Genomic DNA, 22160 nt, shown 5'->3' on the forward strand with positions numbered 1-22160 from the left:
TGAGGGCTATATATAATTAGTTCAACCCGCACAAATTTTGGTGTTGGGAAGATTTTACCGTAGCTACAAATAACTACTTTGCTCAGCGTTAATGGCATTCCATTTGGCTATCTACCATTTCCAAAACGGTTGGTGGCGCCTTAGGGGATACGTAAGGGATACCCAAACCTAGGCCCCTAAAAATAAAAAGCATGCCAATGAGCACCACGAAAAGGGGGACTAATTTTCTAATCTTAGTCTTAAGGCTGCCTTTAAAAAAAGCGCTAAAATAAACGGCAGCAGACATTAAGGGTATGGTGCCCAGACCAAAGAGGGCCATATACAAGGCACCTTGCCACGCGTTGGCCATGGCTACCGCTCCCAATAGTGCCATATACACTAAGCCACAGGGTAATAATCCGTTTAAGAATCCAATAGTCAAAAAAGTGTCTGGGGTTCGCTTTTTAAGCTCTTTGCCCAAGGCCGTTTTTACGGTACCTATAAGTTTGTATAGGGGTTGGGATAGTTTAAATTGATTAAGGTATTTGGCAGGAATAAGCACTAGTAAAATCATGATGGCCCCAATAGCAATAGATAGTTTTTGTTGTATACCAAACAGGTATAATCCTTTACCTACAGTACCAAATACCAAGCCCATTAAGCTATAACTTACAATTCTACCCAAATGATAAAGAAATAGCTGTAGCAGTTTTTTTAATTTATTTTCCTGGTCTAAGGGTAGCATAAAGGCAATGGGGCCGCACATGCCCAAACAGTGCAAACTACCTAAAAAACCTAAACCAAGTGCTGTGGTAACCATGAGTTAGTATACTATTTTTTCTTTGTGTAGAAACTGGTCTTTGCCATGTTTCCAGTTAATGGTTATGTCCCAGCGACCGTCTACCAAGCGATTGTCAGGTATGAGCAAATGTGAATTGGATAAACTTATGGGCAAGTTAAAATCCAAGTGCCGGTTAGACGGTCTGTATAGGGACACATTACCAGTGATGTGTTTGTAATTGTAATTTTCCGGAAAGCGAACTAGGAGTCCGTCCTTGGTTTTTTCTACTATTAATTGGGCGCTATTGGTAGCGGCCGCGTTTTGCGCATCTATTTCGGCTTGGTACGCCAGTTCTTTTTTATAATAGGCTTCTGTGACCAAGTCGTGATTGGCACGGTCGTCCGTACTCATCCTTACCACAAAATAAAGTATAAACGCAATGAAGCTAATAAATGCCAATACTATTCCTGTTCCCCAATTAATCTTCATTTTTTTTCTTTTTAATTATAACTTCTAGGTGCCAAAAATTGTGCTTTGGTGGTCTCTATTAACTTTCCTTTGCTGTAGACCCCAATTTTAAGCACATCCTTATCTCCGTTAAGTCCGCTATTGTTTATTTCAATAAATAATGTTCCTTCTGCTATGTTTTGCGCGGGTACCGTAAAATGGTCTTTAGCTACTAATGTAATGGTACCTTGGTGCGATAGCAGTTTAAATTGTACATCGGCTACGTCTTCAACTGTTTTATTAACCAGTTTATACGTATACACATTACTGATGATGTTGTTTTCTTTCCTTTCGTACAATTGCCCCGGTAACCTTAAAATGTTGGCTTCTAACTCGTTTCTTAAAAAAAGCATCCCCACTAGAATACCGGTTAAAATGGTAAGGATGGCCGTATAGCCCTTCATCCTTGTCGTAAATTTAAATTGTCTGTTTTCCGTTATTTCAACTTCGCTGGCATACCGTATTAACCCTTTTGGTTTATTAATGCGGTCCATGATGGTATCGCATTCGTCTATACAGGCGGTACAGTTAACACATTCCAATTGGGTTCCGTTTCTAATATCTATACCGGTGGGGCAAACATGTACACATTGCAAGCAATCAATACAATCGCCATGGCCTAATGCCTCACGGTCTTCATTCTTTCTAAATTTTTTACGTCCGTTATCACCTTCCCCACGCACATGATCGTAGGCAACTACTACCGATTTTTCGTCCAATAACACCCCTTGTAACCTGCCGTAGGGGCAGGCTATGATGCACACTTGTTCTCTAAACCAAGCAAAAATAAAATAGAAAACCGCGGTAAAAATCAACAGTGGAATCATGGTGCCCAAATGGGCCATGGGTCCGTCTGTTACGTATTTTACTAATTGGTCGCTACTTATTAAGTAGGCCAAGAAAATATTGGCTATTAGAAAGGAAATGATAAAAAAGATAACCCATTTTAATACCCTTTTTCTAATTTTTTCTGCGGTCCATTTAGACTTATTCAGTCGCATTTGCGCACCACGGTCACCCTCTATCCAATATTCTATACGTCTAAATACCATTTCTAAAAAAATGGTCTGTGGGCACATCCACCCACAAAAAATACGGCCATAGGCTACGGTAAACAAGGCAATGAAAACCACCCCGATTATCATGGAGATAACCACCAAATGAAAATCTTGTGGCCAAAATGGAAACCCGAATATATTAAAACGACGCTCCAATACATTGAATAGCAAAAATTGGTTGCCGTTTATTTTTACAAAAGGAGCCAGAACAAGAAACAAGAGTAAAAAGTAGCTTACATACTTACGGTATTGATAAAATTTACCACTTGGCTTTTTAGGAAAAATCCAAGCTCTTTTACCCTCCTTGTTGATGGTTGCTATTGAATCTCTAAAATTTTCTTGTTCCATGACTCCCGGTCTCAAAAAGTTAATTCATGGCCACGGTGGTTGAGTCCGTAGCTTGTTCTATTGGAGTTTCACTGGTTGATTTTTCTTCTGCGGGTGCATTTGGGTCTATCCAGACCTCACCTTCCGGGTCTTTAGGATTGGCCGGAGTGGTACCCTCAAATTGAAGCACGTAACTGGCCACTTGCGCAATTTCGTTAGGTTTAAGGCTGTTTTTCCAAGCTACCATGCCTTTACCATCCCTACCACCTTCTGAAATGGTATTGAAAACATTAGAAATACCACCGCCCAAAATCCAATATTGGTCCGTTAGGTTGGGGCCAATACCACCACCACCATCTGCCATGTGGCAGGCCACACAGTTGGTCTGGAAAATTTTCTCGCCCGCTTTTAAATCAGATGCTTCTGTAAGTAGGGCCACTGTGCTGGCGTCTACAAGGTCTTTGGCGTTCTTTTTGTATTCTTCTATAGCAATTTTGGCAGCCGCCACCTCTTGTTCGTACTCCAATTCTTGGTCATAACCTCCTGCAATATGAAAACGAACCAAGTATACCACTCCAAAAATGATGGTAGCATAGAACATATATACCCACCAAGGGGGTAATACGTTGTCTAATTCTTTTATACCATCATAATTGTGGTCCAAAATAATTTCGCCCTCATTTTCAACGGCTTTACTTTGGGTAAGTTTGGCATACATTTCTTTACCCCAGGTCCATTCCCATTTTTTGTTCTTACTGGCCAAATACTTGGCCTGCGCGGCAGGGCTCAAGGTTTGGAACATTACGTTCTCTATAGACTTTAATATCAGCTCTATGGCAATTAATATCATTATTACCATTAGCAAAAAGAGCTGTGTAACGGGATAAGCAATTATTGCCGGTTGGTCTCCAGAGTCTATAAAATACTCCATCAACCCAAAAATTAATAAAAACAGTACCGGAATTCGTATCCACCAAGGTGTTTTAGTTATCATGGTTTATCGTTTTTGTGGGTTATTATTATCCAAGGGTAAATTCCCCATCTCTTTTATATAGCCTTTGCTTGCCGTAATTACCCACCAGAATAGCAGGGTAAAGAATACAAAGAATATGAGCAGTGAAATCATAGGATAGGTGGCTATACCTTCTATGGTCTGCATGTGTTCTTTTACAAATTTTAGCATGATTCCAGTGTTTAATTAATTTTGAGACAATACTTCGCCAGTTTCCTTTATTTTGATATCCGTACCTAGACGTTGTAGATAGGCAATAAGCGAAACAATTTCACGATCTTTCATTTCTACAAATGGTAATCCATTTTCTGCGGCATACTTTTTATCCGCTTCATAGGATTTGGCAAATTCCGGGTCTGAATACAAATTCTTTTCTATTTGTGAGGCCTGCACCGCCATAGCGGCTTGAGCGTTGTTGATATCTTCGTCAGAATAGGGCACACCTAGCTTTACCATTGCCGCCATCTTGGCTTCAACACCACTACGATCATGTGCATTGGTTACCAACCATTGGTAAGCCGGCATAATAGAACCCGATGAGGTACTCTGTGGATCGTACATATGGTTTAAGTGCCAGTTATCTGAATATTTACCGCCAACCCGCAATAAGTCTGGACCTGTACGTTTACTGCCCCATAAGAACGGATGGTCGTAAACAAATTCTCCTGCCTTGGCATATTCACCATAGCGCTCTACCTCGCTTCTAAAAGGTCTGATCATTTGTGAGTGGCAACCCACACAACCTTCTCTTATATACAGATCCCTACCTTCTAATTCCAAGGGCGTATAGGGTTTTACGCTAGTTATGGTAGGTATGTTGGATTTTACCAAAATGGTAGGAACTATTTGGATGATTCCCCCAATTAAAATGGCAACAGTAGCTAAAATGGTTAGTTGTATGGGCTTACGCTCTAACCAGGTATGAAAGGTTTCGCCAGCTACACGTCTTTTAGACACTTTGGTCAAAGCCGGTGCTTCTGCCAATTCATCTTCTACCTTGCTGCCCCTGCGTACAGTGGCCACAACATTATACAGCATTACCAAAGCCCCAATAATGTATAAGGTTCCACCAATAGCACGCATCCAATACATAGGAATTATCTGGGTAACGGTTTCTAAGAAGTTACCGTAAACCAAGGTGCCATCTGGGTTAAAATCTTTCCACATTAACGCTTGGGTAAAACCGGCAACGTACATAGGTAGGGCATAGAGTACAATACCTAGGGTACCGATCCAAAAATGGAAGTTGGCCAAACCTTTTGAGTATAAATTGGTCTTGAACATTTTGGGAACCAACCAGTAGATCATACCAAAGGTCATAAAACCGTTCCAAGCCAGTGCACCTACGTGTACGTGGGCAATAATCCAATCACTAAAGTGGGCAATGGCATTTACGTTTTTTAAGGATAGCATGGGGCCTTCAAACGTAGCCATACCATACCCGGTAATTGCAACTACCATAAATTTTAAGGTAGCATCGCTCCTTACTTTATCCCAAACTCCACGTAGGGTTAACAAACCGTTGATCATACCACCCCAGGATGGTGCAATAAGCATTACGGAGAACACCACACCTAAATTCTGTGCCCAGTCTGGTAAAGAAGAGTATAAAAGATGGTGGGGTCCTGCCCAGATATATATAAATATTAAGGACCAAAAGTGTACTATGGATAAACGATAGGAATAAACCGGTCTATTGGCCGCCTTGGGAACAAAGTAATACATTAGACCCAAGAACGGTGTGGTCAAGAAAAAAGCCACCGCGTTATGGCCGTACCACCATTGTACCAAGGCATCTTGTACGCCCGCATAAACGGAATAACTTTTTAACGCGGATACCGGTAATTCTAAACTATTGAATATATGTAACACCGCAACCGTTACAAACGTGGCCAGATAAAACCAAATGGCAACGTATAAGTGGCGTTGTCTTCTTTTTAAAATGGTGCCAATCATATTCCAACCAAAGACCACCCAAATCACCGCAATAGCCAAATCTATAGGCCATTCCAATTCTGCATATTCTTTAGAGCTGGTATACCCCAACGGCAGGGTTATGGCCGCTGCTACAATAATTAATTGCCATCCCCAAAAGTTAATGTTACTTAGGGCATCACTAAACATTCTGGCTTTTAGCAGTCGCTGTAGGGAATAGTAGACCCCGGCAAAAATAGCGTTACCTACAAAGGCAAAAATAACCGCATTGGTGTGCAAAGGCCTTAAACGACCAAAGCTTAACCAGGATATGCCATCTGTTAAGTTGGGAAACAAGAACATAAAGGCCAATAAAAGCCCTACTACCATACCCACCACACCCCATAACATGGTGGCGTAGAGGAATTTCTGAACGATTTTATTATCGTAATGAAACTGTTGTACTTCCATAATTACTTATTCAATTCTATTTTATCGTTGGTTGTTTTATTTTCTTTTGGAGTAACCAGTTCGTCTTCAAAAAGCATACGAACAGAAGGGGTGTAGGCATCATCATATTGTCCACTCTTTACAGAAAGGATAAAGACAAAAAAGAACACCACGGCCACACAAATACTGATGGTTAATAACATATAAATGACACTCATACCTATTTAATATTTGGTAAAACTACGTTGGAGTTAAAGGGCAAAAAATGATAATTATCAGCTTTCCGTATCATAATTTTCTACTGATAAAATTGGTGGCTACCGTAGTAAAAACCACAATGCTAATAGAGCTCAACGGCATTAGAATGGCGGCTATAACAGGTTCTAAACGCCCTGTAACCGCAAAAGAAAGACCAATGAGATTATAGCAAAGCGATAGCACAAAACTCAATTTGATGATTTGTATGCTTTTTTTAGAAAGTCCTAAAAACGAGGGGAGGGCGTTCAATTTTTCTGCACTTAGAATGGCATCACATGCGGGCGAAAAAACGTTGATGTCATCAGAGATGGCAATACCCACATCACTTTGGGCCAATGCCCCAGCATCGTTAAGGCCATCGCCAATCATTAATACATGGGCACTTTTTTGGCATTGTTCTATGTACCGTAACTTGTCTTGTGGTTTTTGGTTGAAGAACATGGGGAGTTTAAAGGGAAATTTTTTTTCCAAAATCTCTCGCTCACCATCATTATCCCCAGAAAGTATAACCAGTTTGTATTTGGAATGTAAGCTGGTAAACAGTTTTTCTATCCCTTTTCTATAGGCATTTTTAAAAAGGTATTTTCCTTTATGCCTGGCGTTGTAATTAATATGGACCGCAGTTTCCGAACTTTCTGGATTACGACCATCTGTATAGCTGGCAGAACCTAATTTTATGGTGTTGTTATTGTAAGTTGCCGTTACGCCTTTACCGGTATCCTCCCTAAAAGAATCCAAGGTTTTGATATCATAGGTAGCCAACAAATCATATAAAGATCTGCTCAACGGGTGGTTAGAGCCCCTTAGGGTGTTTTTTAGTAAGGCGGCTTCTTCGTCATTCAATGGCATACCGTGGTAGGTTATTTCCGTTTCTTTATGGGTGGTAAGTGTTCCGGTTTTATCAAAAACGAGTGTATCTATTTTGGCCAAGCGTTCTATGGTGTTGGTATCCTTTAGATAGAATCCTTTTTTACCAAAAATCCGAATAAGGTTTCCTAGGGTAAATGGTGCTGCTAGTGCTATGGCACACGGGCAGGCAATGATTAACACGGCGGTAAATACATTTAACGCCTTTGTGGGGTCTTGCCATAACCAAAACGCAGTGGCCAGGGTGGCAATGGTTAAAACGGCAAGGGTAAACCGTTTGCCAATGGCATCTGTAAGCGTTTGAAAATTACTAGCCTTATTTGTATTAAAAACAGCATTGCTCCATAGTTGGGTCAAATAACTTTGGGATACGGATTTTGTGGCTTCAATCTCAATAACCGCTCCAATTTGTTTGCCCCCGGCAAACAAACGGTCGCCACTTTGCTTAAGAACAGCTTCGGATTCTCCCGTTACAAAGCTATAGTCTATTTGGGCCTTACCTTTGATTAAAATAGCATCTACCGGGAGTATTTCTTCATTTCTTATAAGCAAACGGTCTCCTTTTTTTACCTGATGTATTTCAATATTTTCTTCCTGATCTGAGGCAGACAAACGAGTTACGGCAATAGGAAAATAAGATTTGTAGTCACGTTCAAAGGATAGATAGGCATATGTTTTTTGTTGAAAATATCTTCCTAGCAGTAGAAAGAAGACCAACCCGGTTAAACTATCAAAAAAACCAGAGCCCCAATCCATTATAATATCTACGGTGCTTCTTAAAAATAGGACTAAAATACCTAGTGCAATGGGTACGTCTATATTTAGCAATTTAGAGCGTATACCTTTGTAGGCGCTTATAAAATAATCTTTGGCCGCATAAAGTACCACGGGAATGGAAAAGGCAAACATGAGCCACCTAAAGGTATGTTTGTATTGTTCTAACCAGAATTCCCCTACCTCAAAATACTCTGGAAAGGAGAGTAGCATTACATTACCAAAAGCAAAGCCGGCCAAACCTAATTTATAGAGTAAAGAATGGTCTTTTTTGTCTGTCTTTTTCTGGTAATCTTCTAAAGATATATTGGGCTCATAACCAATTCTTGCCAATAATAAAGCAAGTTCTTTTAATGTGATTTGGTTACTTTTAAACGTTATCCTCACCTTCTTCTTTGGAAAGTCTACTTGGGCGGTAGTTATACCCGAATTTAGTTTGTTGAGGTTTTCCAAAACCCAAATACAAGAACTACAATGGATGTGTGGAATTAAGAATTGGGCCACCTGCACACCCTCTTCATTAAATTCTAAAAGCTTTGTGGCAATCTCTTCATTGTCCAGAAAATTGAACTTATTGGTTGTAGCTTTTGGTGTGGCCCCCGCACTTTCTTGTATCTCATAATAATAAGCCAAGTTGTTGGTGCTAAATATTTCGTAAACCGTTTTACAACCGTTGCAGCAGAAATTTTTATCGTCAAAGACTAGATGTTCTTTCTCACAGGGGTCACCACAGTGATAACAATTTGTAGTATCCATAAAATTTGCTCTTACCTAAGGCAAACTTCTAGAAATGTTCTTCTTTAAAACATGATATATGTCAGGTTTTGGTCTTTGTGTTTTGTTTAACTTTACCCTGTCAGGTAATTTAAAAAATCCATTGGTATGGAAAGCAGATGCGAAAGTTGTATTATACGTCAGTTCAATTCGTTACGGGCCATGAGTAAGGAAGAATTGAAACAGGTTTCCGATTCTAAAATCACTAAAAAAGTAAAAAAGGGCGACCCATTGTTCAACGAAGGTGAAAAGTTGAATGGTGTTTATTGCGTTAGAAGTGGTGTTACCAAATTGAGTAAACTTAGTGAAAACGGTAAAGACCAAATAGTAAAATTGGCAACCAAAGGGGAGGTATTGGGGCAACGTTCCGTAATTGCAGAAGAACATACCAATTTATCTGCCACTGCAGTGAGCGATATGGAGATTTGTTTTATACCCAAAACGAGTATTACGGATACCTTAAACAAAAACCCAAACTTTACCCTAGAAGTTTTACGCCATATGGCACATGATTTAAAAGAGGCAGATGATGTAATCGTAAACATGTCTCAAAAAACCGTGAAACAACGTATGGCCGCTGCCTTTCTATATTTAAAAAATAATTTTGGAGAAGACGAAGAGGGTTATTTAAGACTAAACCTCTCGCGAGAAGATATGGCCAATGTGGTAGGCACTGCTACGGAATCTGCTATTCGTATTATTTCTGAATTTAAGAAAAACGAATGGATTGCTACAAAAGGTAAACGTGTACGTGTGCTAAACGAACAAAAATTAGTGGACTTATCCGAAGGTTTTTAGTGTGATAAATTTTAAAACTGACATTTGTCATAGTTTGCCCTAAACGGTACATTTAATTTTATACCATCTAAAATGTTGATGGAATGAAAAGTGTACTGATCCCAACCGATTTTTCTGAGAATGCGTGGAATGCCATTTCTTTTGCCATGCAACTATTTAAGGAAGAAAACGTAACGTTTTATCTTTTAAACACTTATACACCCGCTATTACCACCAATAGGTTTATGGCACCAATGGATGGTGTAGGCCTTGTAAATAGCGTACAACAACGATCAGAGGCTGGGTTGGCAAATACGGTAGAACAAATTAAAAGCAACTTTGGTAATCCCAAACATCAGCTAGAAACAATTTCCTCTTTTAGTTTATTGGTAGATGCGGTTAAAGATGCTGTAGAAACTTTTGCTATTAATTTAATTGTAACCGGTACCAAAGGCGCTTCTGGGGTAGAAGAGGTGTTTATGGGTAGCAATACCGTACGCATTATCAAAAATACCAAGAGGTGCCCTGTATTGGTAGTACCTCAAAATTTTGACTTCATTAGACCTACCGAAATAGCGTTTGCTACAGATTTTACCAGATTCTATGCCTTGTCTGAGTTAATGCCCCTAATAGATATGGCAAAAATGTTTAAGGCTACTATACGAATAGTACATGTACAGTACGAGATAAAGGCCCTAACAGAACTACAGCAATTTAATTTAAATATGCTTAGGCGTTATTTTATAGATGTGGAACATTACATACACACTGTTTCAGAATTACATTCCGTATCGCAAACCCTAGAGGTTTTTACAGAAGAATTGCAAATTCATCTTTTGGCCTTATTGAATTATCAGCATAGTTACATGGAGAAAATGACGCGAGAACCTATTGTTAAACGAACCGCTTTTCATACACAAATACCACTTTTGGTAATACCAGAATTGGGTATGGTTGCCAAAAATGTACAAAACGATTTTAGCGAGATGGCAACCTCTAATGCGTCTTAAAGTTTTTGGTTCAGAGGTTTGTCATCATATCCGTCTTTAAACGTATGTGGAGTTTGGTAATCGTCTTTTAAAACAACATATACCATGACTATGACAAATGCTTGGCCTAAAACAGTTAAGTAAAAAATCCAATTGAAAGGCAAGTTCATACTGGCCATTATGGTTACCGTAATCAATAATAGGGTAGTAGTTGCCACTAAGGGTATTGCTAAATTCTTCATTTTTATTCTGAAGCTACAATTTTATAGGGTTTTAATTTAATTTGTTTAAATAATTTTTAAATCCTAACTGGTTGATTTTTAATTGGAATGGAATTAAATGAAATTGTTTTTAAAATAATCCTTGTAAAAAAAATTATAAATAGTAAATTTGCACCGCTCTAATACAGAGTAACCGTAGGTCGCGTAGCTCAGCTGGATAGAGCATCTGCCTTCTAAGCAGACGGTCGAAGGTTCGAATCCTTCCGCGATCACTTAATAAAAAACCACGCAAACAAGCGTGGTTTTTTTATTTATACTTAAGCACTATTACTAGTGGACACCTTTACCGGTTGGTCATAAAATTCATACGCATTACTATGCAACATTTTTTGATATAGGGTATGATTTACGGTTACAGGAATTTTCAAGTTAGGAAACTTGATGTCATATTCATCCCCTCTTTTTTCAATTAGCTTTACGGAAATAGGTGATTTACTCATGCCAAATCAATTTTAAGTTATCAAAAAAAGTATGTTTAAACGGCTACAATAAATATTCCAATTCTTTAATGTGGCGGATTAATTATTAAGAATTCATGAACTAACCCGTTAGGATATGACATTTTGACCAAATCAATAAAAAAGGTAAAATCTTTTTTTTGCTCCACCTTTATTGTTCACTGAAATTTTGACAGAAAATCGTAAAAAAAATATTAAAAAAAGAGGGCTCTAAAGGTTTTTAAATTGATGTGGTATTTTATTTGTTTTACCAGTTAAGCCACAAAGGGCATACATATAAATTGAATGTTAAACTTAAATTTTTTCATTATGAGCAATTTAGTTTCTTTTCCAAAAAATGGAAGTTTAGCAAAAACAGGTCTAGACTTCCCAAGCTGGTCCAATTGGATTGACAGTTTTTTTAACACTGATCTACCTAATGTGTTTGCCTCTAATTTTAATTCTGGTATGACCTTGCCAAAGGTAAATATTAAAGAAACTGCAGATGCGTATTGGGTAGAAATGGCTGTACCTGGTTTACAAAAAACCGATTTCCAGATTGATTTGGATAACCAAGTTCTTTCTATTGCAACAGAAATGAACCAAGAAGAGCAAAATGAACAGGTAAACTATACACGTAGGGAGTTTGGTTACGCTGCTTTTAAACGTAGTTTTTCTTTACCCGAGACAATTGAAGAGGAAAATATTAATGCAACTTATGAAGCGGGTATCTTAAAAATACATTTACCTAAAAAAGAAGAGGCAAAACAAAAACCCGCAAAGACCATAGCAATATCCTAACTTAATCTTTTCCCTATTAATCCAAGATGGAGGAGTGTAGACTCCTCCATTTTAAATTTTAGTTTTTGATAATGCTTAGAAAATTTAAACCCGGAGAAAGGGTAATTCAAAAAGAGAAAATCAATGCAAAAGAAATGGAAGTATTGGACTATGTAGACCAAAGACTACCCATAATTGGAAGTCCTCTTAGAAACTCTTACGTACGCTGTGTAGCTTACGATAAAGGGGAAAGAAGGGTGTATACCTTTCATCAAAATAGGCTTAGAAGGGTATATCGTAAAAAAGCAAAGGTTAATTAGATAACTAAAAACATTTTACAAATGAGAATTTGGAACTATTTAGGTTTGATAAGTTGGCTATTTTTACAAAGTTGTAATGGACAAGAAACGGGAAAAGCCGAACAAACATTACAGGATTCTAAAAATGATACCGGTAATTGGCGTGTTTCTAAGGAATATGATGATTATGGTAACTTAATTAGTTATGATAGTGTGTATACTTGGGCATCTTCTCCTGAGATTACCAAAGGAAATAAGGATAGTTTACTACAACAGTTACAGCATCGCTTTTATAAGCGATATCATGGAATACCAAGTGGTGGTAACGAATTCTTAAACGAAAAGGATTCGCTTTTAATTTCTGATTTTTTTAATGACGATTTCTTTGAAAGTGAGTTTGGTAAGGAATTTATGCAATTAGATAAACTTCATGAACAGCTGTGGGATAAGCATAGGAATTTCTTTGAGAAATACGGTTTAACTATAGATAGGGATAGTACTTTAATTTTTTAACTATGGGTAAGTTTGCAATTTCATTGGTGGTGACCACCGTTGTAGGTTTGCTAATAATTCATATTATAGCACAACTTTTTCTGTATAAATGGGATGCTATCAAAAATTTATTCGATAAAAAAAAGAACAAATTGAATCCTTCATAGAACGGTTTAATTAGTCTTGCTTCAGGACTTACTATTATAAACGTTTGAGCTCTATAGCGTTTAATACTATAGAGCTTAATTTTAATATTACGTTGTAATTTGGTAGTACCAGCATTAAATTCAACAAAATAGACTTATCACATTAACTTTTTGTCAAGTTTATATGTCTTATGTTTTTTAAGACTTCTATACGTGCAATAAAAGTATCTAGTATTAGGTGGTACAATTGGTCTCCCAATACCTGGTCTTCTACACCAAAATCAATGTTAGGGTTATCATTGACCTCAATAACGTAAACCTTGCCATCTACAAATTTTAAATCAACCCCATAAAGGCCGTCCCCAATTAAGGATGCTGCCTTAAGTGCCGTATTTACTACTTGTTTTGGCACTTGGTCTATGGATAGGGTTTCATGATTTCCAGATTTATCGGTATCATCACTATTCCAATTATAGATTTGCCAATGATCTTTGGTCATATAATATTTGCAGGCAAAAATGGCTTTGTTGTCCAATATACCAATACGCCAATCAAATTCTGAATACAAGAATTCTTGGGCAATTACCATATCTGTTTTTTTGAACAAAGCTTTTAACTCTTCTTTGGCTTCAATTTTATTGTTTACTTTTTTAACGCCCAAAGAAAAGGCACTATCTGGTTGTTTTAATACGGCAGGGTAGTTAATGGTCTCTAGCACCTTATCATTAAACATGTTCTTGGTCAATGCCTCTGTGTTGGGTGTTCTAATCTTATTCTTTTTAAACAATTCGTGCTGGTAAATTTTATTGGAACACCTAAGAATAGACCAGGGGTCGTCTATCACCACTAAACCTTCGGCAAAGGCCAATCTAGCCAATTCATAAGTGTAGTGGTTCACGTTGGTGGTTTCACGGATAAACAACCCATCAAACTCATTTATTTTATTCGCATCAGCTTTACTAATGAATTCCACATAAACCCCTTTTTTGTTGGCTATTTTTTGAAACTTGTCCAACGCTTCTTTATTAGAGGGTGGATTTTCTTCGTAAGGGTTAATTAGTACCGCAAGGTCATAACTATAATTGTTCAGTTTTGGTAGATTATATCTTTTTTTATTGAAATGTTTTTGGGCAGCGCTATACATAAAGTCCAATTGGGTATCCTTAAAACCCTTAAAGCTCAACGCTTTTATATTTTTAATAATCCACTTATCACTCTTTACAAAGTTTACCGTAAACAAAGGAACCTCAAAAACCTGATATAAACTTGCCGCCAGACTTTTATACTTACTTAATGGAGTTTGCCCAAAATAGATATCCAACTGTAAATTAGATTCGGTCTCTTTTTGAAGGGTGCGATTAATTTGATCATTAAGTTCATATGAAAGTGATTGTACCACATTGGCAATTTGTACATCTTTAATAGTAGAAGTGCTGGGTATGGCACGCTGCCCGCGAGCCGAGGCCAATAAGGAAACGTAGTACCCGTAACTCTGATATTTGTAAGAACTACAGAGGTTAAAAACACGATAATTGGCGTTGTTCTGGTAAGTTGGGTTGTTAATATAATCTTTAACAGAAACTACCGTAGCTTTAATATCCATAGCTTTCCAAGCATAGGGTTGGTCTATGATAATAAGGTTTTTGTTTTCTTTTTCCATGATAGTATGGCCAATAGGTAATCCCATTTTTATGGCATCTATACTGTTTTTATAGTATGCCTTAAGGGTTTTTATTTTTTTAAAGCCTTTTTGGTAATACCAGTTTAATAGTTTGGTATTGTCTGCACTAGCTTCTAAAGTAATACTGTGGAAGTTATGGGTACTAGCAAAGGTTTTAATATAGGCTAAAAGCTCGCTACCAATACCGCTATTTTGGTATTCTTTAGCTACACCTATGGAATATATACGAAGCATATGCTTATACTTAAATAGGGTAGCTGCCGCAACTTTGTTGCTAGAATCCTCTGCTAGGATTACCTCTTGAAAGGGACTGGTTAAGCTTTTCTTAATACTATTTTTAGCTGTTTGTTGATAGATAGGAAAGGCAGCTGTTTCTAGTTGAAGTAGAAAGTCTAAATCGTCTACGGTTGCCTTTCTAAAGTGTATATTCATTTAATCTGTTACCTGTTGTAAATTAGTGTTTTAAGGTTTGTTTTTTTTACTTCAAAACACCTTTGTTATTTGCTGCAATAATACAGTTTTAGTACACACAAAATTGAATTCTTTTCATAAAAATATAGTGAAAATTATAGGGTAAGATGCGGCTAAAATATGTTGTGTACAGTGAAGTAGAAAAGTGATACAAAATGAAAACAGCTTTTAATTGTGTAATCGCCAAGGTGGATTAATTCTATTTTCACCGGCATGGAAAAGTATGAGTTGATTGCCGTCTAAATCTTTAAGGCGAGCTTCCCTCCATAGCCACTTCTGGTCTATTGGTTCTTGCTCAAATTCTATCCCATTTTGTTTACAATTGGTAACGTGTTGGTCTAAATGTTCGCATTCAAAATACACATAAATTCCATTACCATTTGGTAGCTGTTCAACCAAATGGATAGAAAATGTAGCATCTCCTGTTGGGCATAGGAATCGTGCATAATGCGGCAAAGCTTCTACGATTAAGGTTAAACCAAGTTTTTGATAAAATGGTATGGCCCTTGCAACATTTAAAGAGGGTACGGTTATTTGGTTTAGATTCATAGTAAATGGTGTACTTAATTGGATAGAATAGCAAGTTAATCTACCTTACAGTTCCTGACCAAATGCTGTTCTAGATTTATAGGGAGAATGAAATGGATTTATCTCAGTTCTTTGTTATGTGCTGGCTTTTTAAGCGCTTATTTCAATGTCTAATTGTCTATTTAGTATTCCTTTACCCCCTGCCATTAAATCCTTTATTTCTCCATTATCGATTCGCAAATTTACTATAATCAAGCTCGGTGAAGGCTCTTTCATATACTTACCTTGTTGAATATGGAAGGAGCTTTTTTTTAATTTTAAAATATCGAATAAGTAGCAACCTAATGGTCCAGCAGCCATTCCAGTTCCTGACTCTTCTAAAATTCCATAACGAGGACCAAACATTCTTGAAGTAGCGTCATGCTCTGTCTTAGTAGAAAACACATAGTAGCCGATTAAATCGAATTCATCACTAATTTTGGTTATCAAGTCAAAATCAGGAATTATGTTCTTTAAAATTTCATTGCTTTTAACAGGAACGAGTATGAATGAATTTCCTGTGTTTACTAATTGAATTGGAGCATTTGGCATAAGGTCAGTTTTTTTTAATCCCAATGATTTTAGAATTAGGGTTTCTTTCTGGTCAACATTAACATATTTTGGAGCCAATTGTTCCATAAAAGCTAAATCCCCAATTATTTCTATTTTTCGTTTTCCGTCTATGGTTTCTTTTGATGAACTATTATTTTGCAGCACACCTATTTGTTTTAAATATGAAAATGTTGCTACTGTGGCGTGACCACAATGTGCTATTTGTTTATTTGGCGTGAAGAAATCTAACTTAAAATCCTCAGTTTTGGATTTTGAAACAAAAGCGGTTTCTGATAAACCTACTTTTTTCGAAATCTCAAGTTTATTTTTATCAGATAATTCATCTGCGTTTAAAACTACACCTGCTGGATTACCACCTTTACCGTTTTCTGCAAAAGCGTTAAGAATTTGTACGTTAATTATTTTTTTTGAACTGTCCATTTATATTTTATTATAAGTTATATAGGATGGACGTTATTAGTTAGAAAAAGACGTAGTAAATTTTAATTATTTTCAAAATCTATTAGCTTACCTGTACTATCCGATTCTACATTTGGTAAACCAAAATGTTCTCCTTTAATACTTCTCTGGCTTTTTGAACTCTTGACTTTGCACCAGAATATGACAATTTTAAATGTTCGGACAGTTCTTTTTGTGAGAAGTTTTTAAAAGAGGTTAAGATAATAGCCTCTTTATGGTCTGCAGAAAGTTCTTTGATTTTCTGATTGATACAATTAGTAAGATTTGAATAATTGAAATTTTCCTCTACGGTCAAAGGGATATCTAATTCATCTATTAAAACATTCTTATTTTTGGCTTTGCGTAAATAGTCAATAATTGTATTTCTTGTAATTTGGTAAACCCAGGATGTAAGTTTTGAGGTGTGTTTTAATTGATGAATTTTAGTTTGAATTTTTAAAAAAACCTCTTGATGAATATCTTTTGACGTTTGTTCATCTTTTATTTTTCCCAAAATGAACTTATAAAGTTCTTCATTTAAGTCAATCCAAATAGTATTAATTTCAGTTTTCACAATTTCAGTTTTTTCTGCTTGCACTTAACGGTCTTGTATATGAAAAATAGCGGGTTTTATTCACTAACTTTTCGGATTATAATAGACTTTTAATTTATTAATTTTCTTTTGTTTAAGCAGTTAAACCGCTATTTTTTATAAACGTTGTTACACACAGTATTTATTTCAAAATCTTGTTCATATAAATGTTGGATATTATTAGAATTCCCATAAGGATTACAAGTAAAAACGTAATAAAGATAGAATCCTTATGTTTGATATGTGCGATTAAAGCCGTTATTAAAAATAATCCTACACCTGCATATGCCCATTCTTTTAGCTGCAAAGAAGCAAATGGTAGTAGTAATACTATTGCAGCTAAAAATTTTAAAATAGCTAATTCTATCCTGAAAAAATCAGGAAACCCTAAGGCTTTAATTCCTTGAATTGTACTTTTACTGAATACATAACTATAAGAACTTAAGAAGAGAAAAACTGATATAATTAGTGTTGAAGACCAATAAATTGCTTTCATTCTATAAAAAACTATCAGTAATTTGTTTTACCAATTTAGTGCCATCTGGGTCTGCTTTTGTTTTTAGCTCACAAAAATCTTCTGCCCATTTTGAAGTTCGGATTCTTAAAGGTGGATTTTCATTTTCAGTTATATCTAAAATTACTTCAGCTACTTCTAGACCTGTTTGGTACACTTGTTCTTTACTTTCTGTAGCTCTGTTTTGGTTTCCAGCCATATATCTTTCGAATATTGGTAAGTATTCACCAGTTGCAAATTGTCCTTCAACAGCCGTTTTTTCAATAGCGGAAGTCATAAATTCGGTAGCTATTCCACCTGGTTCAACACAGGTAATTTTAATATTAAAGGCATCACTAACATAGGTTGCAAGTCCTTCCATAAAACCTTCAACGGCAAATTTAGCACCGCAATATAATTCGTTAAACGGTTGTCCAACTAAACCACCAACTGAGGTAATACTTATTATTTGACCAGATTTTTGTTTTCTCATATAAGGAAGTACGGCTTGTGTGCAAAATACAACTCCATGATAATTTACGTCTGTAACCCATCTAATTTCTTGCTCAGTAGCCTGCTCAGTTGTTTTCGCAAAACCAGCTCCTGCGTTATTCACTAATACATCTATTTTCCCATCTTTCTCTATAATAGTTTTTACGGCTAATTCTATTGAATCTATTTTAGTTACATCTAAAGGAAGTATTTCTATATTCAGATTTTCTTCCTTAATTTTCTGTTTAAGTAGTTCCGATTTTTTGAGATTTCGCATTGTAGCGTAAACTTTGTAGTTGTTTTTAGCGAAAAGAATAGCACTTTCAAATCCTACGCCTGTTGATGTTCCTGTGATTAATACATTTTTAGTCATAATTGCAATTTTATGGAACGAACGTTCATTCCAAATTATTGATAAATTTTTTTATTCTTTGATGGCATCCCAAACCATTGTTACTTGATTTTTAAGGGATGCTTGTTTTTTCTCTGTTTGTGTTTGATTAAAATACCATCTTAAATAGGATAAAATAGCTCCACCTATAAACATTAAAATTTCTTCAATATCAATGTCTTTGATAATGCGTTGTTGCTTTCCCAACACTAAAAGTTCAAAAACAGGAGTAATAGATTTTCGACCTTCTTCTTTGCTATTTTCTGTTATAATAGGAGAAGCTTGTAGCTGCTCCATAAATCGGAAATAGCTAGGATTGTTAATAAAGAAAGTTACAGCAATAGTAAAATAGTTTTCAAATTGAGTATTGATGGGTTTATCCGATTCAAAATTCTCAAAGAGTAATTTTTCTTTTTTTTTTATATCTGTGTAAATTTCATTGATTAAGGCTTCTTTATTTGGGAAATAGTTATAAATAGTTCCCATTCCAGTTTTTGCAGCTTTTCCAATAGCAGACATTGGAGTATTATGAACTCCTTTTTCTACTAGTAGTTCGAGTGCAGAAGATAATATGGTTTGTTTCTTATTCACTTTGCAAATATATAATAATTGGAATGATTATTCCAATTTTAGTAATTTTTTCGGAACTGCTGGTGATTTTATATTGTGGGTAACGGTTCAGGTATGAACAGTACGGGAACGAACTAGCGTTTACTTTCCACTAGGCACATAGCAAAATCTTATTAGATTTGCGAACTTGAAAAAATACGCAAACCATTTGTTTAAGCACAAAGTCTGTATTGTTTATAGGTTTTGTTGTAAAATGTTTTTTAGTAGTACTGTATATTCCTATTATATTCAATTTTATTATCAGTTTTGACATTAAATTTAGTCTCTTTTTTAATCCAATTTACATTTCCATCATAGGTATAGGAGTTAATTTCTTTAAATCCATTCGTTTCTTTTTCGGATTTGGATTTATCTTCAGAATATATTAAAGAAACAGATTGATTGTTAATTTTGTTTTTTACCATAATCAAACTTGATTCATTGTCAAATGACATTTCTTTGTTCATTCGTGGTGATATTAAGGAGATTGAATTATCAAAATACTTCATTTTAATTGAATCTGTAAGTTGATTTTCATAGTCAATATTTAATATTGATACTAATTTGTTATCAACCCCGTACGAGTATATATATTTCTGAATTATTTTATTATTAGAGTCAAATATCGAAGTTGAATCCCTTAGTTTATTGGAATAATGATTTTGATAATTATGCTCAGATGATTCTAAGGATGATTTTCTAATTTTGCTAACTATATGACCTTCTTCATTAAATGATATTACTTCTGAAATAGTAAATGTATTTCCATTATTATAGTGAGTTTCAGAAATTTCACATTTTTTTACATTCCCCTTTAACTCGCTTAGGTATAAATCTTTAGAGATTAAGCTCGAAACGTCTAGACTATTATTGCATGAAACCAGTATTAAACTAGATAGAATAAAAAAATTGGTCATCCTTATAAAAAAAGTTTTTTAAATATTTTACATAGTGTTACCTACTTTTTCTTCTAATTTCCAATTATCATTAATCAACTCATTGCTTCGCTTAATAAAATATTTCGCTGCTACTTCATGGCTATTATCATAATTTGTATCTGGTTTATGAATTACTTCGTCAATTTGACCAGAACTTTTGAAGATTGTAACATTATGAGTAATAGTTAATTCCGAAATTTCCTGATTTTGCTCAAATGTCCAGTTAATAGTTTTATTCGCACGTTTGATATTTTTGTTCGTTCGAGCATATATTTCTTCAAGTTCTAATCGTCTATTAAAAGCAGTGCCATTAATTCTTTTGTCAAACCATTCGTTGTGGAAAGAGGAAATATTGTCAAATAAGAAATCATTAAAATAGAACATTCGTGTACTATTGTTCTCAATTGTGCAAGTAGGAATTCCTGATTTACTCCCATCACATTCTTGCCATAGAAATGAAACCCAAGTGTAGAAGAGTCGATCCAATAACTCGTAATAGATATCTAATTCTACATCTTCTATTTCATTGACATTTGAAAAGTTAATTTTACCGTGAAAGTCTTCAACGAACAGCATAAAGTCATCATCTATATCATGGTCTTCTAAAGCTGGTGAAAGAGAAAATATTCCAATATCCTTCCAGAATTCTAAATGAGTAGATTGTGAGTCATCTCTTCTAATATTTTTGAGATTTTCATATTGATATTTCTCTACTATCTCTTTAAGCTTTAAAGAGGTTGAATCACTAATGCTTGACCAATAATTACAAATGTTCTTAATTTTTAGAATCAAGTCTTCTGAATAGTCATTCGTGGATTCCAATCTCTGTATAATTTTTTCAAACATCTGATTAATTCTTGTAGGTAACGGTCTTAGCTATGAGTAGTGAGGGATTGAAAAGCGATAGTTTTCAATCTGGCACGAAACTTAGCGAGCCGTTTTTATATTTTTTAATTTTTGTTTCATAAATATCTAAACTGCGAGCGGATTAAAAAGCACGAAACTTCGATTTGGTACTTCTGGCCGCATTACTTATAGCCCTTGTTACCAAACTTACTTTTTTATAATGCTCCTCCATTTGGCCAATTTTTCCAATGATTATTTGGTTTGTAAGTAGGTTTATAAAATTCCATTTTTCCGGTTTCCAAGACTTTAGCTATTTGTTTGAATGTTTCGTTTTTGCTCGGAAGTTCCGAATCCGCACAGTCAGGATGATACCATTCGGTTAATTCCATGATTTTTGGTATATCAAATGGGATTCGTTCTCTTATTTCTTGTTCGGTCGCTTCAAATTCATTGTTATATTCAGGCTCTAAACCTCTCATAAATTCCCAAATGAAAATTTTGTCTTTCTCTTCGAGTTCAATTCCTTTATTCAGATAAAACTCTCTATCGTGATTAACGTTAATTTCCTTTCCACGTAGAATCATTGTATTGGCTCGAGGATTTAAACTGTCCAAATATTCCTCATCAAAAGTTGGGTTGTCAGAACTGTCCTCTGTGATATAAAGAAAATTGTTGTTGTTAGTTCCAGGTTGCGTTTCTATACAATTTCCAAAAATGTGCAGGCAGTTAGTAATCCCATTGTGTCCACCGCCTCGATAATTAAAACCAATTGCTTCGATTATTAAAACCCAACGGTTTTCATCTCGGTAAGCACTCAATTTCGAGTGAATTGGATAAACATATCCATTGTCCAACATAGGAAAAGTAAAATATTCAGCACACTTGTCAAGTTGGTTTAGTATTTCCTTTGCTGAATATTCATGTTTTTTCTTAAATGCGAAGATGCTCATTTGTATGTTTGGTAACGGTCTTGGCTATGGTTTCGTTACGGAATGGTACGCGAGTATCATTCCGCCGTAACAATAAATTTAGCAAAAAGGCTTGAAATTCCGATAAGGAATTTCAGCCGTAATGAACTATAGCCGTTGTCGTAAAACGTTTTTATTTTATTCCGAATGGTTTTGCTTTCAATTCGTTCAGCCAATCAGTTCCGTATTTTTTATTTAA

At 35.6% G+C, this 22160-nt stretch carries 25 protein-coding genes and 1 tRNA gene; 6 read left to right on the forward strand and 20 right to left on the reverse strand.

The annotated features are described in order from the left end of the window. Window positions 1-88: 88 nt before the first annotated feature. The 8 genes from BUL40_RS09745 to BUL40_RS09780 all read right to left on the reverse strand — a co-directional run bounded on the left by BUL40_RS09745 (window position 89) and on the right by BUL40_RS09780 (window position 8683). Window positions 89-799: a sulfite exporter TauE/SafE family protein gene (locus tag BUL40_RS09745; RefSeq protein ID WP_080319103.1), complete on the reverse strand. Its 711-nt coding sequence runs from the start codon at window positions 797-799 to the stop codon at window positions 89-91. A 3-nt stretch (window positions 800-802) separates the two neighbouring features. Beyond that, complete coding sequence (locus BUL40_RS09750; protein ID WP_080319104.1) at window positions 803-1249, reverse strand: FixH family protein; 447 nt, start codon at window positions 1247-1249, stop codon at window positions 803-805. Between the two features lie 11 nt (window positions 1250-1260). After that, window positions 1261-2673, reverse strand: coding sequence for a cytochrome c oxidase accessory protein CcoG (gene ccoG / locus BUL40_RS09755; RefSeq protein ID WP_080319105.1), 1413 nt, complete (start codon window positions 2671-2673; stop codon window positions 1261-1263). Between the two features lie 19 nt (window positions 2674-2692). Further along, window positions 2693-3646 (reverse strand): cbb3-type cytochrome c oxidase N-terminal domain-containing protein, encoded by a 954-nt coding sequence (locus BUL40_RS09760; protein WP_080319106.1) that lies wholly within the window; start codon window positions 3644-3646, stop codon window positions 2693-2695. 3 nt (window positions 3647-3649) lie between these two features. Beyond that, entirely contained in the window at window positions 3650-3835 is a 186-nt protein-coding gene (locus BUL40_RS09765; protein ID WP_010518594.1) for a hypothetical protein, read from the reverse strand. A gap of 15 nt (window positions 3836-3850) precedes the next feature. Beyond that, window positions 3851-6049: a cytochrome-c oxidase, cbb3-type subunit I gene (gene ccoN, locus BUL40_RS09770; protein ID WP_080319107.1), complete on the reverse strand. Its 2199-nt coding sequence runs from the start codon at window positions 6047-6049 to the stop codon at window positions 3851-3853. A 2-nt stretch (window positions 6050-6051) separates the two neighbouring features. Beyond that, window positions 6052-6246, reverse strand: a complete 195-nt coding sequence (gene ccoS, locus BUL40_RS09775; protein WP_080319108.1) for a cbb3-type cytochrome oxidase assembly protein CcoS — start codon at window positions 6244-6246, stop codon at window positions 6052-6054. Between the two features lie 70 nt (window positions 6247-6316). Further along, complete coding sequence (locus tag BUL40_RS09780; RefSeq protein ID WP_080319109.1) at window positions 6317-8683, reverse strand: heavy metal translocating P-type ATPase; 2367 nt, start codon at window positions 8681-8683, stop codon at window positions 6317-6319. Window positions 8684-8809: 126 nt separating this feature from the next. On the opposite strand from BUL40_RS09780, the gene BUL40_RS09785 reads away from it, so the two are divergent. Together BUL40_RS09785 and BUL40_RS09790 are read left to right on the forward strand one after the other, a co-directional pair. Further along, window positions 8810-9499: a Crp/Fnr family transcriptional regulator gene (locus tag BUL40_RS09785; RefSeq protein ID WP_029511483.1), complete on the forward strand. Its 690-nt coding sequence runs from the start codon at window positions 8810-8812 to the stop codon at window positions 9497-9499. 83 nt (window positions 9500-9582) lie between these two features. Further along, on the forward strand, window positions 9583-10488 hold the full coding sequence (locus BUL40_RS09790) for a universal stress protein (RefSeq protein WP_080319110.1): 906 nt from the start codon (window positions 9583-9585) through the stop codon (window positions 10486-10488). Here BUL40_RS09790 and BUL40_RS09795 read toward each other — a convergent pair. Further along, window positions 10485-10709, reverse strand: a complete 225-nt coding sequence (locus BUL40_RS09795; RefSeq protein ID WP_080319111.1) for a hypothetical protein — start codon at window positions 10707-10709, stop codon at window positions 10485-10487. The two genes, BUL40_RS09790 and BUL40_RS09795, sit on opposite strands and share 4 nt — an antisense overlap. Before the next feature lie 177 nt (window positions 10710-10886). Here BUL40_RS09795 and BUL40_RS09800 point away from each other — a divergent pair. After that, window positions 10887-10960: transfer RNA gene (locus BUL40_RS09800), tRNA-Arg, on the forward strand. Window positions 10961-11005: 45 nt separating this feature from the next. On the opposite strand, the gene BUL40_RS09805 is transcribed toward BUL40_RS09800, so the two are convergent. Continuing rightward, a complete protein-coding gene (locus BUL40_RS09805) occupies window positions 11006-11188 on the reverse strand; it encodes a hypothetical protein (RefSeq protein ID WP_080319112.1) in 183 nt (60 codons plus the stop codon). A gap of 327 nt (window positions 11189-11515) precedes the next feature. On the opposite strand from BUL40_RS09805, the gene BUL40_RS09810 reads away from it, so the two are divergent. From BUL40_RS09810 to BUL40_RS09820, 3 genes are all read left to right on the forward strand, one after another. Next, on the forward strand, window positions 11516-11986 hold the full coding sequence (locus BUL40_RS09810; RefSeq protein ID WP_010518602.1) for an Hsp20/alpha crystallin family protein: 471 nt from the start codon (window positions 11516-11518) through the stop codon (window positions 11984-11986). Between the two features lie 71 nt (window positions 11987-12057). Next, window positions 12058-12285, forward strand: coding sequence for a hypothetical protein (locus BUL40_RS09815; protein ID WP_080319113.1), 228 nt, complete (start codon window positions 12058-12060; stop codon window positions 12283-12285). 21 nt (window positions 12286-12306) lie between these two features. Then, a complete protein-coding gene (locus BUL40_RS09820) occupies window positions 12307-12777 on the forward strand; it encodes a hypothetical protein (protein ID WP_080319114.1) in 471 nt (156 codons plus the stop codon). A 288-nt stretch (window positions 12778-13065) separates the two neighbouring features. Here the strand turns inward: BUL40_RS09820 and BUL40_RS09825 are convergent, their stop codons facing one another. From BUL40_RS09825 to BUL40_RS09870, 10 genes are all read right to left on the reverse strand, one after another. Continuing rightward, window positions 13066-15015, reverse strand: coding sequence for a GNAT family N-acetyltransferase (locus BUL40_RS09825; protein ID WP_080319115.1), 1950 nt, complete (start codon window positions 15013-15015; stop codon window positions 13066-13068). Between the two features lie 207 nt (window positions 15016-15222). Beyond that, the gene (locus tag BUL40_RS09830) at window positions 15223-15603 is read right to left on the reverse strand and encodes a VOC family protein (protein WP_080319116.1); all 381 of its coding nucleotides are present in this window, start codon (window positions 15601-15603) and stop codon (window positions 15223-15225) included. Between the two features lie 129 nt (window positions 15604-15732). After that, window positions 15733-16614 (reverse strand): PhzF family phenazine biosynthesis protein, encoded by an 882-nt coding sequence (locus BUL40_RS09835; RefSeq protein ID WP_080319117.1) that lies wholly within the window; start codon window positions 16612-16614, stop codon window positions 15733-15735. A gap of 106 nt (window positions 16615-16720) precedes the next feature. Beyond that, on the reverse strand, window positions 16721-17230 hold the full coding sequence (locus BUL40_RS09840) for a sigma-70 family RNA polymerase sigma factor (protein ID WP_244901851.1): 510 nt from the start codon (window positions 17228-17230) through the stop codon (window positions 16721-16723). Between the two features lie 136 nt (window positions 17231-17366). Beyond that, the gene (locus tag BUL40_RS09845) at window positions 17367-17720 is read right to left on the reverse strand and encodes a DoxX family protein (RefSeq protein ID WP_080319118.1); all 354 of its coding nucleotides are present in this window, start codon (window positions 17718-17720) and stop codon (window positions 17367-17369) included. Between the two features lies 1 nt (window position 17721). Continuing rightward, on the reverse strand, window positions 17722-18582 hold the full coding sequence (locus BUL40_RS09850; protein ID WP_080319119.1) for an SDR family oxidoreductase: 861 nt from the start codon (window positions 18580-18582) through the stop codon (window positions 17722-17724). A 51-nt stretch (window positions 18583-18633) separates the two neighbouring features. Continuing rightward, on the reverse strand, window positions 18634-19191 hold the full coding sequence (locus BUL40_RS15895; protein ID WP_080319120.1) for a TetR/AcrR family transcriptional regulator: 558 nt from the start codon (window positions 19189-19191) through the stop codon (window positions 18634-18636). A gap of 239 nt (window positions 19192-19430) precedes the next feature. Then, on the reverse strand, window positions 19431-20126 hold the full coding sequence (locus BUL40_RS09860; protein ID WP_080319121.1) for a hypothetical protein: 696 nt from the start codon (window positions 20124-20126) through the stop codon (window positions 19431-19433). Between the two features lie 27 nt (window positions 20127-20153). Further along, window positions 20154-20993: a hypothetical protein gene (locus tag BUL40_RS09865; protein ID WP_080319122.1), complete on the reverse strand. Its 840-nt coding sequence runs from the start codon at window positions 20991-20993 to the stop codon at window positions 20154-20156. Window positions 20994-21208: 215 nt separating this feature from the next. Continuing rightward, window positions 21209-21943, reverse strand: a complete 735-nt coding sequence (locus BUL40_RS09870; RefSeq protein ID WP_080319123.1) for a DUF7003 family protein — start codon at window positions 21941-21943, stop codon at window positions 21209-21211. Window positions 21944-22160: the final 217 nt, after the last annotated feature.

Source organism: Croceivirga radicis (assembly GCF_002072105.2).
Taxonomy (GTDB): Bacteria; Bacteroidota; Bacteroidia; order Flavobacteriales; family Flavobacteriaceae; genus Croceivirga; species Croceivirga radicis.

Bases quoted from the DNA above. Each gene is read 5' to 3' on its own strand.
- BUL40_RS09745 (WP_080319103.1), bottom strand. From the start codon at position 799: ATGGTTACCACAGCACTTGGTTTAGGTTTTTTAGGTAGTTTGCACTGT.
- BUL40_RS09750 (WP_080319104.1), bottom strand. From the start codon at position 1,249: ATGAAGATTAATTGGGGAACAGGAATAGTATTGGCATTTATTAGCTTC.
- ccoG (WP_080319105.1), bottom strand. From the start codon at position 2,673: ATGGAACAAGAAAATTTTAGAGATTCAATAGCAACCATCAACAAGGAG.
- BUL40_RS09760 (WP_080319106.1), bottom strand. From the start codon at position 3,646: ATGATAACTAAAACACCTTGGTGGATACGAATTCCGGTACTGTTTTTA.
- BUL40_RS09765 (WP_010518594.1), bottom strand. From the start codon at position 3,835: ATGCTAAAATTTGTAAAAGAACACATGCAGACCATAGAAGGTATAGCC.
- ccoN (WP_080319107.1), bottom strand. From the start codon at position 6,049: ATGGAAGTACAACAGTTTCATTACGATAATAAAATCGTTCAGAAATTC.
- ccoS (WP_080319108.1), bottom strand. From the start codon at position 6,246: ATGAGTGTCATTTATATGTTATTAACCATCAGTATTTGTGTGGCCGTG.
- BUL40_RS09780 (WP_080319109.1), bottom strand. From the start codon at position 8,683: ATGGATACTACAAATTGTTATCACTGTGGTGACCCCTGTGAGAAAGAA.
- BUL40_RS09785 (WP_029511483.1), top strand. From the start codon at position 8,810: ATGGAAAGCAGATGCGAAAGTTGTATTATACGTCAGTTCAATTCGTTA.
- BUL40_RS09790 (WP_080319110.1), top strand. From the start codon at position 9,583: ATGAAAAGTGTACTGATCCCAACCGATTTTTCTGAGAATGCGTGGAAT.
- BUL40_RS09795 (WP_080319111.1), bottom strand. From the start codon at position 10,709: ATGAAGAATTTAGCAATACCCTTAGTGGCAACTACTACCCTATTATTG.
- BUL40_RS09805 (WP_080319112.1), bottom strand. From the start codon at position 11,188: ATGAGTAAATCACCTATTTCCGTAAAGCTAATTGAAAAAAGAGGGGAT.
- BUL40_RS09810 (WP_010518602.1), top strand. From the start codon at position 11,516: ATGAGCAATTTAGTTTCTTTTCCAAAAAATGGAAGTTTAGCAAAAACA.
- BUL40_RS09815 (WP_080319113.1), top strand. From the start codon at position 12,058: ATGCTTAGAAAATTTAAACCCGGAGAAAGGGTAATTCAAAAAGAGAAA.
- BUL40_RS09820 (WP_080319114.1), top strand. From the start codon at position 12,307: ATGAGAATTTGGAACTATTTAGGTTTGATAAGTTGGCTATTTTTACAA.
- BUL40_RS09825 (WP_080319115.1), bottom strand. From the start codon at position 15,015: ATGAATATACACTTTAGAAAGGCAACCGTAGACGATTTAGACTTTCTA.
- BUL40_RS09830 (WP_080319116.1), bottom strand. From the start codon at position 15,603: ATGAATCTAAACCAAATAACCGTACCCTCTTTAAATGTTGCAAGGGCC.
- BUL40_RS09835 (WP_080319117.1), bottom strand. From the start codon at position 16,614: ATGGACAGTTCAAAAAAAATAATTAACGTACAAATTCTTAACGCTTTT.
- BUL40_RS09845 (WP_080319118.1), bottom strand. From the start codon at position 17,720: ATGAAAGCAATTTATTGGTCTTCAACACTAATTATATCAGTTTTTCTC.
- BUL40_RS09850 (WP_080319119.1), bottom strand. From the start codon at position 18,582: ATGACTAAAAATGTATTAATCACAGGAACATCAACAGGCGTAGGATTT.
- BUL40_RS09860 (WP_080319121.1), bottom strand. From the start codon at position 20,126: ATGACCAATTTTTTTATTCTATCTAGTTTAATACTGGTTTCATGCAAT.
- BUL40_RS09865 (WP_080319122.1), bottom strand. From the start codon at position 20,993: ATGTTTGAAAAAATTATACAGAGATTGGAATCCACGAATGACTATTCA.
- BUL40_RS09870 (WP_080319123.1), bottom strand. From the start codon at position 21,943: ATGAGCATCTTCGCATTTAAGAAAAAACATGAATATTCAGCAAAGGAA.